The 15,718-nt window shown below is 54.0% G+C and carries 8 protein-coding genes; 7 read left to right on the top strand and 1 reads right to left on the bottom strand.

The features are described from left to right. Window positions 1-43 precede the first annotated feature (43 nt). Entirely contained in the window at window positions 44-1,747 is a 1,704-nt protein-coding gene (locus MKY12_RS08505) for a fumarate hydratase (protein ID WP_209873009.1), read from the top strand. A gap of 66 nt (window positions 1,748-1,813) precedes the next feature. Here the strand turns inward: MKY12_RS08505 and MKY12_RS08510 are convergent, their stop codons facing one another. Then, window positions 1,814-2,764, bottom strand: coding sequence for a hypothetical protein (locus tag MKY12_RS08510; protein ID WP_339257404.1), 951 nt, complete (start codon window positions 2,762-2,764; stop codon window positions 1,814-1,816). Window positions 2,765-3,086: 322 nt separating this feature from the next. Between MKY12_RS08510 and MKY12_RS08515 the strand changes: the two genes are divergently transcribed. The 6 genes from MKY12_RS08515 to phoU all read left to right on the top strand — a co-directional run bounded on the left by MKY12_RS08515 (window position 3,087) and on the right by phoU (window position 15,660). Then, window positions 3,087-6,086, top strand: coding sequence for a carbohydrate binding domain-containing protein (locus MKY12_RS08515; RefSeq protein ID WP_339313434.1), 3,000 nt, complete (start codon window positions 3,087-3,089; stop codon window positions 6,084-6,086). 86 nt (window positions 6,087-6,172) lie between these two features. Further along, window positions 6,173-10,051, top strand: a complete 3,879-nt coding sequence (locus MKY12_RS08520; protein ID WP_339313435.1) for a carbohydrate binding domain-containing protein — start codon at window positions 6,173-6,175, stop codon at window positions 10,049-10,051. Window positions 10,052-11,353: 1,302 nt separating this feature from the next. Continuing rightward, on the top strand, window positions 11,354-13,147 hold the full coding sequence (locus MKY12_RS08525) for an ATP-binding protein (RefSeq protein ID WP_209874696.1): 1,794 nt from the start codon (window positions 11,354-11,356) through the stop codon (window positions 13,145-13,147). A gap of 128 nt (window positions 13,148-13,275) precedes the next feature. Further along, complete coding sequence (locus MKY12_RS08530) at window positions 13,276-14,004, top strand: response regulator transcription factor (RefSeq protein WP_036725566.1); 729 nt, start codon at window positions 13,276-13,278, stop codon at window positions 14,002-14,004. A 160-nt stretch (window positions 14,005-14,164) separates the two neighbouring features. Beyond that, the gene (pstB, locus tag MKY12_RS08535; RefSeq protein WP_036725565.1) at window positions 14,165-14,920 is read left to right on the top strand and encodes a phosphate ABC transporter ATP-binding protein PstB; all 756 of its coding nucleotides are present in this window, start codon (window positions 14,165-14,167) and stop codon (window positions 14,918-14,920) included. A gap of 80 nt (window positions 14,921-15,000) precedes the next feature. Beyond that, entirely contained in the window at window positions 15,001-15,660 is a 660-nt protein-coding gene (gene phoU, locus MKY12_RS08540) for a phosphate signaling complex protein PhoU (RefSeq protein ID WP_339313438.1), read from the top strand. Window positions 15,661-15,718: the final 58 nt, after the last annotated feature.

The following is a 15,718-nucleotide window of genomic DNA, read 5'->3' on the forward strand; positions in this document are numbered from 1 at the left end:
AGTTAGGGCCGCTTGAACCAGATGGAGAGGAGACTGAATGAAGATGCAGCATTTTGAAGAGAGCATTTATAATTTGATTGTAGAGACCTCCACGAACCTGCCGGGAGATGTGCGCCGGGCAGTGGCCAGAGGGCGGGCGCTGGAAGACCGGGCGACACGCTCCGGACTGGCACTAACCACGATAGCGCAGAATATCGGGATGGCGGAGCAGCAAATATCGCCGATCTGCCAGGATACGGGGATGCCGACTTTTATCATTCATACGCCGGTGGGCGTGAATCAGATAGAGATGAAGAAGGATATTCACAGCGCAATTATCCGCGCTACGAAGAACGGGAAGCTGCGGCCCAATTCCGTGGATTCACTAACCGGCGAGAACAGCGGGGATAATCTGGGGGCAGGGACTCCGGTGATTCACTTCGAGCAGTGGGAGGAAGAGAGCATTGACGTACGGCTGATTCTGAAGGGCGGCGGCTGCGAGAATAAGAACATCCAGTACAGCCTTCCGGCAGAGCTGGAGGGACTCGGCAAAGCCGGACGCGACCTCGACGGTATCCGCAAGTGCATCCTGCATTCCGTATACCAGGCGCAGGGCCAAGGCTGTAGCGCAGGATTCATTGGTGTAGGCATCGGCGGCGACCGTACCACGGGCTATGAGCTGGCGAAGAAGCAGCTGTTCCGCAAGGTTGAGGATGTGAATCCTAATGAAGATTTGGGCAAGCTGGAGAATTACATTATGGAGAATGCCAACAAGCTCGGAATCGGCACGATGGGCTTCGGCGGTGAAGTGACGCTGCTGGGCTGCAAAATCGGGGTAATGAACCGGCTGCCTGCCAGCTTCTTTGTCTCTGTAGCCTATAACTGCTGGGCCTTCCGCCGCCAGGGCATTCTGGTTCATCCGGCTACTGGTGACATTCAGGATTGGCTGTATGAGAGCGGCACCGGGATATCTGTTGAGGGGGAAGCTGCACCGCAGCCGGTTGCTGAACCTGTGGGTGTAGCTGCGGCAGAACGGACAACTTCCGGCGTGGTGCCAGAGGATGCTACGATTCCTGCGGCACCGGCTATTGTATCCGGGACGGGTGAAGCAGCTTCGGATGCAGCCGTTTCAGGGAATGGGGCAGGATCTGAACCGGCTGCGGCAGCTTCCGCTGGCTCAGGCGGCTCGCGCGAGATCCGTCTGACCACACCGATCAGCGAGGAGGATATCCGCAGCCTGCGTGTCGGCGATGTGGTGATCCTCTCCGGCGAGATGCACACCGGCCGCGATGCCCTGCACAAATACCTCATGGATCATGACACCCCTGTCGATCTGAACGGTGCCGTCATCTATCACTGTGGCCCGGTCATGCTGAAGGATGATGAAGGCTGGCATGTGAAGGCGGCTGGCCCGACGACCAGTATCCGCGAGGAGCCGTATCAGGGCGATATTATTAAGAAGTTCGGCATCCGCGCTGTAATCGGCAAAGGCGGTATGGGACCCAAGACCCTCAAGGCCTTAGGGGAGCACGGCGCGGTCTACCTCAATGCAATCGGCGGTGCGGCGCAGTATTACGCAGAATGTATCAAGAAGGTCAACGCCGTAGACTTCATGGAATTCGGTATTCCTGAAGCGATGTGGCATCTGCAGGTGGACGGCTTCGCAGCGATCGTGACCATGGATGCGCACGGCAACAGCCTCCATGCGGATGTCGAAAAGGATTCCGCCGCCAAGCTGGCCCAGTTCCGCGAGCCGGTGTTTAAGTAACAGGACTTCAAACAAAGAAACAGCGTCAGCCATGGACGAGCGTAATGTCCATAGACTGACGCTGTTTTATTGAATTAGCGTATACCGGAATTTTTCAATATACGACTCTTTCTTGTGCTCTACACGCTGCAAATGGTCATAGAAGCTATGGGTGAATTTAAACACGTGACCATAATCCCAATCCTGCCCGCTATAGTCCTTTTGCCAAAACTTAATGTCGGTCGGCAATACGTCCGCACGCTCAGCCGGCTTCAGGGGCAAATGATCGACAGGTGAAACCAGCTTGATGGGTTCTCCAGGTACAAGGTTACGGCTGTGGCGCAGAACTGTAATCAATTTCATTAAAGGCGGTAACCCTCTTTGGAAAAAGGAGACATGGCCAAGGTCATACAGGATGTTTAGCGCGTGGGAGAAAGTCAGCATATGACCGATCAGATCATGATGTGCTTCTGCCCGGTAAATGACAGGGAAATGAGCTAATTCTTCCAGCACAAGCGAAGAAAGCTCGCCGGGCGTCGAGATGACCGGAAAGCCGTCCTCGTCTGTAACCTCCATCCTCTTCACCTCGGAAGCAGAGAAGCCAATCCATGACCGCCCCGGAATTGTCCGCTCAAACGAGCGGATAAGATCGGTTATTCCTGCAAGATCCTCCGTACTTCCCCAGCCTTTAAGTTCGTGGATGGAGAGCAGACACGATGCGCTGTAAATCACATTATGACCGACCCAGTGTAACTCATCAATCGTTGCATCGAGGGCCTCAAGTATGGCAGTTACAGCCAGCTGCTCGTCACAGCCGGTACGATGTTGTATGCCGTTCTCCCCAATTTTCCTTTGGATCATCGCTTCGGTCTGCAAAGCTACAAGTCGGGCAAGCTCTGGTGCCGGATTATTCGTTTTAATAAAAAAATAACTGCCAATAGCGGCAGCACCAAAGTGAGCCTGCCAGATATCCCCTGTGTCTTTTTTACATGAAGAGATGATTCGTAATCCGTCCCGCAGAATGGATGGGCTCATTATAATATCGCTCCCCTTATATTGCAGCATTTTTATTTATCAGTCTAACATTATATTTTTTGGAGGCAACCGCTTCCTGAAAAGCACCTGCAGTTATTCAACTGTGCCGAATAATATTTTTTTCATGTTTTGCAGAGTCGGCAGCCCCTATAGGATGCGGCTTGTGGAAGTTATAAATTATATGTCTTGACAGCGCATACATGGACATGTTAATTTTTAGTGGGGAAACCGGTTTCCCTATGTTAAAAAGATTGGAGTTATTGACGGCAGCTTATTCGTTACTGAAAGTGTATTGCATTCGGTTTACATGAGAGGGAGATGAGGAATGAAAAGTAAACGTACACGCCTACTTGTTCCCGTTCTAATCACATCCATTGTATTGTCGATCATGATGAATCTGTTTGTCCTGCCGCCAGCCAAGGTGGAAGCAGCCAGTATTGGCACCGTAACCGAGAATGACACGATTTATCAGATTATGGTTGACCGCTTCCATGACGGGGATTCTTCCAATAATGCAACAGGCGCGGCTATCCGCTACGGGGAGAACTCCGAGGAGGACTTCCGGTATATGAAGGGCGGGGACTGGCAGGGGGTCATTGACAAGCTCCCGTATATTCACAATATGGGCTATACCGCGATCTGGATCTCACCGGTAGCCGAGCCCCAGATGACTAACCGTGAGAACAACGGTACCGGCAAGAACACTGCCTACCACGGATACAATGTCAAGGACCCCAACAAGGCCAACCCTTACTTCGGCACCAAAGAAAAGCTGAAAGAACTTGTAGACTCCGCACATGCGCTCGGGATTAAGGTGATCATTGATGTCGTGCCTAATCACATCGGCGATTATATGCTGGGCACACAGGCGTATTATGATATCCCGACATTGCAGCCTGCGGCCCCGTTCAATAATCCGGCCTGGTATCACCATAATGGTGACATTAACTGGTCTCTTGCCGACGGACGGTACGATCAGTGGGCCCAGGATTATCTGGAGAATCATGATCTGGGCGGTCTGGATGATATCGACTTTGATGTTCCTGCCGCCAAGCAGGCTATCTTCAGCTCGATCAAGGGCTGGTTTGACTATACGGGAGCAGACGGCGCCCGGGTCGATGCGGCCAAGCTGATGAAGCCGACCGATATCGGCGAGCTGCAAAATTTGCTGGGCGTGAACACTTTTGGGGAGAATTTCGACGGCAATGCCGAATTCGTCTCCCGCTGGGTCGGCCAGAATAAGGAGTGGGGGATGCTGGACTTCCCGTTGTTCTTCTCCGTGCTGAACAGCTTCGCGTACGGGCAGTCTTTTGACGCGAATATCAAAGGCACCCTGGCTCAAGACTCCTACTACGGCGGCAACGCCAACCATATGGTTACCTTCATCGACAATCATGACCGCAACCGCTTCCTGACCGAGGCCGGGGGCAGTGTTGAGAAGCTGCAGAATGCTTTGTCCTTTATTTTCACCGTGCGCGGAACGCCTGTGGTCTTTCAGGGAACGGAGCAGAACAAGGGCAACGGCAACGGGCAGATTATGACGGGCGGCATCGCGGATACGTGGAACCGCTGGTCGATGGTGAAGCGGGATGCAAACGGCAATGTGCTGGATAATTATTTCAATGAGAATGCCAGTACCTTCAAGCATGTAGCCAAGCTCAATGAGATCCGCAAAAACAACCCGGCCCTGCGCACCGGCACCCAGCGCGAAATGTGGTCCGCACAGAATCTGTACGCCTTCTCCCGGCGGATTGATACGGGCACGAATGTCGGCCAGGAGGTCATCTCCGCATTCAGTAATGCATCCGGCGGATCACAGACTGTGACGCTGCCGCTGCGCGCCGAAAGCACACTAACCGCAGGTACGGTTCTGGTGAACCAGTTGAACCCCTCCGATACTGTGACCGTGCAGGCGGGCGGTGTCACTGGTAAGCAAATTACAATTACCCTGGGCGCCAACTCCGCCAAAATCTATGCCAAAACACAGCCGGTAACCGATACGCAGGCACCAAGTGTTCCGGGAAATGTAACAGCAACCGTACAGAATGCCTCCAGCGCGCTGGTGTCCTGGTCAGCTTCCACCGATAATGTCGGGGTGAGCGGGTACGAAATCTACCGCAATGGCGTGAAGATCGGGACTTCGGCTACGACCTCTTTTACCGATAACGGACTTGTAGGCAGCACTAATTATTCTTATACGGTAAAAGCGTATGATGCCGCCATGAATCTGTCGGCCTTCAGCGCAGCCGCTCTGATCGTTACCCCTGCCGGTAACAGTGTGACAATCTACTACAAGCAGGGTTACACCAATCCGTACATTCATTACCGCCCAGTGGGCGGGACTTGGACGACATCTCCGGGTGTGGCTATTCCAGCCGCTGAGGTAGCGGGCTATAACAAAATCACCATCAACATCGGCGCAGCCACCCAGCTCGAAGCCTGCTTCAATAACGGCAGCGGCACCTGGGACAGCAATGGCGGCAGTAATTATCTGTTCGGCACCGGTACCTGGACCTATACGCCTACAGGCAATATCCAGGCAGGCGGTCCGGTGACGCCAACGGCTACACCAACCGTAGCACCAACAGCGACACCGACTGTGACGCCTACGGTGGCACCAACCGTAGCACCGACTGCTACACCAACTGTGGCGCCGACTGTAGCGCCGACCGCAACACCGACTGTAGTGCCAACGGCGACACCTGTGCCAACCGCCACTCCGGCGGGCAACACCGCGACGATCTATTACAAGAATACAGCCTTCAGTAATTCGTATATCCATTACAAGCTGGATGGGGCGACAACCTGGACGACTTCACCGGGTGTGCAGATGCAGGCCTCTACTTTCAGTGGCTACAAGTCCATTACCATTCCGCTCGGCACTGCCACAGGACTAACCGCAGCCTTCAATAACGGCAGCGGCACCTGGGATAACAATGGCGGGAATAACTATCATTTTGGCACCGGTAGCTCCAGTCTGGTTGGGGGAAGCTTGACCTCCGGGGAACCGCAGGCTGATAGCGTAACCTTCCGGGTTAGCGTACCGGGATCCACTCCGGCGAATGCTCCGGTCTATCTGACGGGTTCGTTCAACAGCTGGAATGCGGCAGAGGCAGCCTATCTGCTGACCCGTGGCAGTGACGGCGTCTATTCCATCACCTTGAACCTTCCGGCAGGCAGCGCCGTGACGTATAAGCTGACGCGCGGAAGCTGGGGTACGGTAGAGACCGCGTCCAGCGGGGCGGACATTGCGAACCGGACGCTCACACCGGCAGGCGGAGCACAGACAGTGACACTAAGCGTGCAGCGCTGGAAGGATCAGTAAGCCGCTTGAGGGGGCGGGGGATGGATGGATGTCCGCCGCCCCCGTTTTTTTGACGAAGAATGAACCCGATAAGAAGGAGTTGAACCATGACCAAGACCTCCAGGTCCCTGCGCAAGATTACAGCCCTGCTCCTGGGCGGGCTTCTGAGCGTTCCGGCATTAGTGTCCCCTGTCTCGGCAGAGATTGCCGCTACGCATGTCTACCATAATCATATGCCGAATTTCTGGGCTTACTATGACTTGAACTCTTACAATTCCACTCCTGTAGGCAGTCCGATCCGCTATACCTACGATGGTGAAGTGATTCAACTGAAGCAGAATCCGCCCGCTGGATATCCCTATTATCTGCCGAATGGAACTCCCATGCCCCACGATGATCTGGTCTCTTACTATTCCCATCACGCCAAGACGGGCGCGTATTTAACCTGGCCCTGGAGTGTGGCGAACACGCTGCACAGCAATCATCCCCAGGCGCAGATGCATGTTACCATGTCGGGGTCCGTGGTGAACAATGTGAACAGTATTATTCAACAAGGAAATGTAAGCGGATACAATAATCCGGCATGGGGAACCCCGTGGAAGAATGCCGTGAATCAGCTTCGGACCACAGGCGGCGACAACATGCTCGACCTGATCCATTTCTCCGGACACCATTCGATGGGACCGCTGGTCGGCAACGACTATTTGCTCAAGGATATGATCTATCATGGAGCCACGATGGCTCAGCCTTATTTCCTGGGCAGCAGCTACAAGTCGTCGAAGGGATTTTTTCCGACAGAGCTGGGGTTCTCAGAGCGGATGATCCCGGTGCTGAACAAGCTTGGCATCCAGTGGTCCGTGATCGGCAACAACCATTTCTCCCGCACCCTTAAGGATTATCCGCTGCTGGACAGTCCGGGCACAGATACGATGATCTCACCGCCCAACCGCAGCGATTTGCAGAATGTCAGTACAGCCGGAGCCTGGGTGAGTGAGCCGATGTTCAATGAGCAGCAGGTGGTCTATAATAAATATCCATTTGCCTCAACGGCCCATTGGGTCCGTTATGTGGACCCGGCAACCGGGGCAGAATCGAGAGTGGTCGGCGTGCCTGTCGCCCAGGCGCAGTCCTGGGAAGAAGGGTATCTGGGCCAGGTAAAAGCAGACGCGCTTAAGCCGTATGAGAATCTGGTCGCGCAGAAGCAGATTTTTGTTGTAGCCCATGACGGGGATAATTCTTCGGGCCGGGCCGGCTCCGAGGAGACCTGGCGCAATGCCGGGAATGTTACCTATGCCAGCAGCGGTGTGACCGGTATGGGGATCGATGAGTATCTGCGCAGCAATACACCGGCCGCATCCGATGTGGTCCATGTGCAGGACGGCTCCTGGATCGATACCCGGGATTCGTCGTCTGATCCGACCTGGTACCATTGGCATCTGCCGTTTGGGATCTGGAAAGGCCAGTTCGCGGCCTTCAATCAGGTGAACGGGACTGCTTACGCCCCGAAGAAGAATCTGGCGGGTGTCGAGGAAGGCATGACGGTATCCTTCGAGAAGGGCTATCATTATCTGGAGCGTAATTTCGCACTGTTACAGGCTTCCCTGAACTATGCCAAGACTGCTGAGCAGATCTGGCTGGAGGAGCATCCGAATTACTGGAAACCGGCGAACCCGCTGGACCGGGAGGTGACTTACGAAGGCAACCAATTGAATCCGTGGATGCTCTCCTACCCTGTGAAGGGCAACACGGCGAATGACTATGCTGGAGGTGCCAATCCCGCTGAGCTGGCCTGGTATTTCCTCCTGCCTGCGATGGATTCGGGATTCGGCTATTACGATGAGAATGTGGATGACAGCGTGAAGCCGGCCTTGTCCTTCAATCAATCGTTATACTTCTCCAAGCCCTATGTATCGCAAAAGCTGGCCAAAGACAAAACCGGCCCCTCCGTCTGGTGGCCCCAGCGTTACCCGTACAATCCGGGCAGCGCCAATGTCAGTAAGGCAGAGGGCTGGACCCTGCAGCATTACAATAATGCTTTTGCCATCTATACGTATGCCTTCGACACCAGCGGAATCAGCGAGATCAAGGTGAAGGTCCGGGCACACCGCGATAAGACGGCAGACGCAGCGGATAATACTTTTAAAGTCTATGATCCCGCAGGTCTGGCCGCAGCCGGAGTACCTGGTATTGACCCTGCCAAGGTTGGCGCGTGGACAGAATACCCGATGAATGTCCGCGACCTGAGCGCCGATATTAACGGTGTTGACTGGCAGCCAAGCAGTAAAACGATTATGCAGAAGGTTCCGGCCACGGATATCGGGAATCTGCATTTCTCCTACATCTCCGATTACCGCGATCAGCTGTTAGACTACTACATTGAAGCCAGGGATGCTAAAGGCAATGTGACCAAAAGTGATATCCAGCAGGTCTATGTCGGTGCCGGCAAATATACGCTGGAGAACGGCAAATACAAGGAGAGCATGCAAGGTACTATTGAAGGAACGCATCCGTTCATCACTGATGTGCCCGCTGTCCCGGATACAGAAGCTCCGGCTGTTCCAGGCAATTTTCAGGCCACAGTGGTTAATGCTTCTTCTATCGGGCTGACCTGGAAAGCCGCTTCAGATAATATTCGTGTTACCGGCTATGAGCTCTACCGCAATGGCGTCAAAATCGGAACAACAGCTTCCACCTCATATACAGACAGCGGCTTGTCGGCCAGTACAGCCTATGAATACAGAGTTAAAGCCTATGATGCCTCCGGCAACCTCTCAGGCTTCAGTGCAGCAGCTACTGCTACCACACCGGCGGGCAATAATGTAACGATCTATTACAAGCAGGGGTATTCCACTCCTTACATTCATTACCGTCCGGCTGGGGGGACATGGACGACAGCCCCAGGCGTAGCGATTCCGGCCGCCGAGGTAGCGGGTTATCACAAAATCACCATTAACATCGGCGCAGCTACCCAGCTCGAAGCCTGCTTCAACAATGGCAGCGGTATCTGGGACAGCAACGGCGGCAGCAATTATCTGTTCGGCACCGGCACATGGACCTACACCGGGTCCGGCAAAATCCAGCCGGGCGGTCCTGCTGCGCCTACCGCATCGCCGAGTGTGACGCCGAGCGCAGCTCCGACGGCAACACCTAGTGCAACGCCAACCGCAACACCGACCGCAATACCAACTGTAGCGCCAACTGTAGCGCCGACCGCGACGCCGACGGTGGCACCGACAGTTAAACCAAGTGCAACGCCTATTGCAACTCCAACAGCTACACCAACTTTATCGCCGAGCGCAACACCAACCGTGGCTCCAACCGTAGCACCGAGTGCAACACCAACCGTAGCGCCAACGGCGACACCTGTGCCAACTGCCACTTCGGCGGGCAACACCGCGACGATCTATTACAAGAATACAGCCTTCAGTAATTCGTATATCCATTACAAGCTGGATGGGGCAACCACCTGGACGACTTCACCGGGTGTACAGATGCAGGCTTCTACTTTCAGCGGCTACAAGTCGATTACCATTCCGCTCGGCAGCGCCACAGGCCTAACTGCAGCCTTCAATAACGGCAGCGGCACTTGGGACAACAATGGCGGGAATAACTATCATTTTGGCACCGGTAGCTCCAGTCTGGTTGGGGGAAGCCTGACCTCCGGGGAACCGCAGGCGGATAGCGTAACCTTTCGGGTTAGCGTTCCTGGGTCCACTCCGGCGAATGCTCCTGTTTATCTGAGCGGTTCGTTCAACAGCTGGAATGCGCCAGATGCAGCCTATCTGCTGACCCGTGGCAGTGACGGCGTCTATTCCATCACCTTGAATCTTCCGGCAGGCAGCGCCGTGACGTATAAGCTGACGCGCGGAAGCTGGGGCACGGTAGAGACCGCATCCAGCGGTGCAGATATTGCGAACCGGACGCTCACGACGTCAGGCGGGTCGCAGACGGTCACACTGACCGTGCAGCGCTGGAAGGATCAGTAGCGCTTGTAAGTAACAAAACGGGGCCGCCCTTACTAAGTGGTGTAGTATGCCAATTAGGAAGGGCGTTTTCTGGTTGGAGAGGTGTGCGTGCCAAATGTAATCGAAAAACCGATCACAATGCGCAGGTTGGGAGTGCACGTGCCAAATGTAATCGGAAAACCGATCACAATGCGAAGGTTGGGAGTGCACGTGCCAAATGTAATCGAAAAACCGATCACAATGCGAAGGTTGGGAGTGTACGTGCCAAATGTAATCGGAAAACCGATCACAATGCGAAGGTTGGGAGTGTACGTGCCAAATGTAATCGGAAAACCGAACATAATGCGCACGTGCAAGGTATGCAGACTAAATGTGTGTGAAAAACCGAACACAATGCGCATGTGCGAGGTATGCGGGCCAAATGTAGGCGAAAAACCGAACATAATGGGCAGTGGCGAGGTGTGCGGGCCGAATGTATGCGGAAAACCGAATACAATACACGCGTGCGAGGACACGTTCGAGGTATGCAGGGCGACTGTATGCGAAAAACAGGCATGACAAGAAAGAGGCCTTGTCACCCCCAGGAATGAAAATAAGTCGGGTGCATCAGTCGCATCCCGACTTTTATTTTCGTATTAAACCGAACACAATGTGCACGTGCGAGGTGCGTGGAGCTAAATGTATACGGAAAAACAAATACAATATGTAGGCGCAGGGTGAGCGTGCTGGATGTGTGCGAGGGTCTGAGGTTTACAGGATTCCCCTGTAACTTCCACCACTTAAACAGCGCAGCGGGCGGACTGATTGTGGAGAAGCGGCAGCGTTCGCCTTTGTGTCCGGATTTTTACCGTTTAGGGGAATAAATAAAATCTGGAGACAACAGCGATCGGAACAACAGTCCGTTTGCGGAGCGTCCATTATAGATCCCACAGCGCTCCATCCTCGGCCCAGGCTCTTGGATCTCAGACATCGCTCCTCCCTCGGCCCAGGCTCTTGGATCTCAGACAGCGCTCCATCCTCGGCCCAGGCTCTTGGATCTCAGACAGCGCTCCATCCTCGGCCCAGGCTCTTGGATCTCAGACAGCGCTCCACCCTCGCCCCAGGCTCTTGGATCTCAGACAGCGCTCCATCCTCGGCCCAGGCTCTTGGATCTCAAACAACGCTCCATCCTCGGCCCAGGCTCTTGGATCTTAGACAGCGCTCCTCCCTCGCCCCCGCACATTTTACACCCCGTTGATAATCGCCGCCGGAACTGGTATTTTGCCGAAAATGCAGGTAGAGTGTTCTCATGGACATAAACACGAGGGAAGAGGACCGCCGCAGATGAAACCATTCCGCATTCGACTTACCATCATACTTATGGCACTGATAGGAATATCAATGACCGGGGCCGGAATCACCATGGCTCAGCTGTTCAAGGATTCGCATATTTCCGTGCTGGAAGAGAACATGTCCCGGGAAATAAAGCTGCTCTCCGGCACCTTCTCATTCATGGATACCAGCAGCCCGGATGCCCTGAACTACTATACAGAACAGGCAGAGAGGATATCCATCTTGACCGGATCACGTGTCACCTTCATTACGAAGCAGGGCCGGGTCATTGGGGACTCGGAGAAGAATCCGCGTGAGATGGACAACCACTCTACCCGCGAAGAGGAGCTGCTGGCCGCGAAGGAAGGGATTGGCCGGGCGATCCGTTACAGCGATACATTAGACCGCGAAATGATGTATGTGGCGGGTTCCGTGTCCTCGGATCAGGGCTTTGACGGGTATATCCGGCTGTCGATGGGGCTCGATACCGTATCCGAAGGACTGAACCGGGCGTGGATGATCATGGCAGGGGGGCTGGTGCTGCTGTTCATTGCCGCAACCTTGGTGAGCTACAAGGTGGCTTCCAGTATGACCTCACCGCTGGAGCAGATCACCAGAGTGGCGCGGCGGATTACTGATCTCGATTACGATGCCCGGGTGCCCATGAAGCGCAAGGATGAGATCGGCCAGCTGGCTACAGCCATCAACGCGATGGCCGACAGTCTCCAGGCCCAGCTGAAAACCATCCGCGACAATGAGGACCTGCTGCAAAGCGTACTCGACAATATGACCGGCGGCATCGTGATGATCAATGCTGAAGGGGAGATTGCCCTGCTCAACCGGGCCGCCGAACGGCTACTTGATGTGAAGCACAGCGAGATGACTGGACATTCCTATAAGGAGATTAAGCATCACTATGAGCTTACCCGGCTGATTGATGATGGAGTGTCCGCAGGTGAACCTATTCACGAGGAGCGCAGTATCTATAATCCCGTGGAGCGGATTGTGCGTCTGGATGGGGTGCCGATGATTCAGGACGGCTGCTCCCGGGGCATGCTGTTCCTGCTTCAGGAGGTTACAGAGATTCGCAGGCTCGAGAAAATGCGCAGCGAATTCGTCGCCAATGTCTCCCACGAGCTGAAGACCCCTGTCGCTGCGGTAAAAGGCTTCGCCGAGACCCTCCTCGGCGGGGGCGTAACGGATGAGAAGACGGCGCGTTCGTTCCTGCAGATTATTTACGATGAGAATGAACGGCTGAACCGCCTGATCGGCGACATTCTGGAGCTGTCCAAAATCGAATCCAAACGCGTTCAGCTGGAATGCTCCCCGGTTCATCTGATCGAATTCTTCGACTCCGTGCTGGAAACGCTCAGTAAGGTCGCGGAGAAGAAGAAGATTACACTTAGCTCTGATGTGCCTGCGGAGCTATTCATTGAGGGAGATGAAGACAAGCTGCGCCAGATCTTCATGAATCTGCTCTCCAATGCGATCAACTACACCCAGGACGGGGGCAATGTCAGAGTCACCGCAGTGAGTATCCAGAAGAAGGATGGCACCGAGAGCGTGCGCTTTACAGTCAGTGATACGGGGATGGGGATTCCGCGCAAGGATCTGCCCCGGATCTTTGAACGCTTTTACCGGGTGGACAAAGCCCGCTCCAGAAGCTCCGGCGGAACCGGCCTCGGTCTATCCATCGTGAAGCATCTGGTCGAGCTGCACCGCGGGTCAATTAACGTTGAGAGCGATCTGGGCATCGGCAGCTCGTTCATCCTTGAACTGCCGCTGCTGCAGGAAGAGAATCTATAACCCTGCGGATCATAACGGATCAATAGAGAATAAATTTATGATTTTACACCAAGTTAACATTGTGGTGCTATGATGTGCATGTGTGCAGTTTTGTAAAATTAATAACCTATGAAAAGACGGGGGAACCTATGGCACAACGATTGCTTGTCATTGAAGACGAACCGACACTGGCCCGGCTGCTGTCGTACAACTTGACACAGGAAGGCTACGAGGTGACGGTGGAGGATCATGGAACGGCAGGATATGACCGTGCGACTAGAGAACCTTTTGAATTGATCGTACTGGATCTGATGCTGCCCGGCATGAACGGCATTGACATTCTGGATAAATTACGTGGACAAGGCATCCGCACACCGGTTATTGTGCTGACGGCCAAGAATGCGGAAGAGGATGTCGTCCGCGGGCTGAAGTCCGGGGCGGATGACTATATTACGAAGCCCTTCGGCGTATCCGAGCTGCTGGCGCGGGTCAGCGCTGTACTGCGGCGGATCTCCGGTATTGCCGAAGAAGCTCCGCCCGAGACGGCGGTGTCTGCATCGACGATTATTCTCGGACAGCTGGAGATCTACCCCGAGCGTTATGAAGTCTCGCTGGGCGGACAGAGCATCAATCTGCGGCCGAAGGAATTTGAAGTACTGCTGTATCTGGCCCGCAAGCCGGGCGTTGTCCTGACACGGGATGATCTGATGAATGCGGTCTGGGGCTTCGACTATATCGGAGGCCAGCGTACCGTCGATGTGCATGTCAGCTCCCTGCGCAAGAAGCTAGAGCTTGACCCTGAATCCGTGCATATTGATTCCATCCGCGGCGTGGGCTACAAGCTGGTTGTCAACAAGAAGAGAACACCGGTCATTTAACATGACGGTGTTCTTTTCTCACAAGATAAGCATCTTCTCCTCCGGCATTGTCTAACTGTACAAGGATTTTTACACTGCGTTAACAATTCTCTGGAGCTCTATTTACACTGAAAGCTTATCATGGGGAACGAAGATGATGAGAAGGAGACAACAGAAACTAATGAAATCCATCATTGACATAGAGAAGCTAGATCTCTACTATGAGTCATTCCATGCCCTGAAGAAGGTGGATTTGCAGATTCCGGAGAAGCAGGTGACTGCGTTTATCGGACCCTCCGGCTGCGGGAAATCCACCCTGCTGCGTACCCTTAACCGTATGAACGACATGATTCCCGGAACACGTATTGAAGGTAAAGTGAATATCGGCGGCAAAAACATCTACAGCGACGAGATTGAAGTGGAGAGTCTGCGCAAGCAGGTGGGGATGGTGTTCCAGCAGCCCAATCCTTTTCCTAAGTCGATCTATGATAACGTGGCTTATGGCCCGCGTCTGCACGGTGTGAAGAGCAAAGCCGAGCTGGATGTCCTGGTAGAGCAAAGTCTGCGCCAGTCTGCACTCTGGGAGGAAGTGAAGGATTTCCTCAAAAAGTCGGCCTTAAGTCTGTCCGGAGGCCAGCAGCAGCGTCTCTGTATTGCCAGAGCCCTTGCCGTACAGCCGGATATTCTGCTGATGGATGAGGCGACTTCAGCGCTGGACCCGGTGTCCACACTCAAGATTGAGGAGCTGGTCCAGGAGCTGCGGGATAAGTATACGATTGTAATGGTCACGCATAATATGCATCAGGCCGCCCGGGTATCGGGACGCACTGTATTTTTCCTGAACGGTGTTATTGTGGAGGCTGCGGACACGGAGCTGCTGTTCTCGAACCCTAAGGATTCCCGCACAGAAGACTATATTTCTGGCCGCTTCGGCTAAGAATGGCTGCTTCGTAAGTCTTAGGTTCACTCTTGTTCACCCGATATGACCAAATGTTTGTGAGGAGGATCACTTTCGATATGATTCGCAGAAAAGAATTCGATAAAGATCTGGAAGAACTGCGCTCTCTGCTGCAGCAGATGGGCGAGCATGTAACGGATGCACTCGACGGTGCGGTACTGGCCCTACAGACCCTTGATACGGTACGGGCGCAGGAGATTGTCAAAGCGGACCTGCGGCTGAACGCCATGGAAGACCGGATCATGGAGATCGGCTCGCGGCTGATCATCACCCAGCAGCCGGTGGCGAAGGACCTGCGCCGCATTATTGTAGCCTTCAAAATCTCCAGCGATCTGGAGCGTATGGGCGATCTGGCACTGGATGTAGCCAAGGTAACGATGCGCATCCAGGGACAGCAGCTGATTAAGCCGCTTGTGGATATTCCGCGCATGGCTGAGCTTGTTACAATCATGACCACGGAGGCTATTCAGTCTTATCTGGACGAGAATACGGATCTGGCCTACAAAATGGCGCAGGATGACGATCAGGTCGATGGCCTGTACAGCGCGATGATTAACGAACTGTATACTTATATGGTTCAGAAGCCTGAGACAGTGAATCAGGCGATGCTGCTCACACTGGTTGGCCGTTACATTGAGCGGATTGCCGATCATGCCACGAATATTGGCGAGAGTGTAGTGTATCTTGTTACAGGTAAACGTCCGGATTTGAACCAATAACAGTATAGACTGCCAGAGGCAAGCCTTCATTCCGGGGGCTTGTTTTTTATTTTGGCAT

The organism is Paenibacillus sp. FSL M7-0896, from assembly GCF_037975415.1.
Taxonomy (GTDB): Bacteria; Bacillota; Bacilli; order Paenibacillales; family Paenibacillaceae; genus Paenibacillus_AQ; species Paenibacillus_AQ silagei.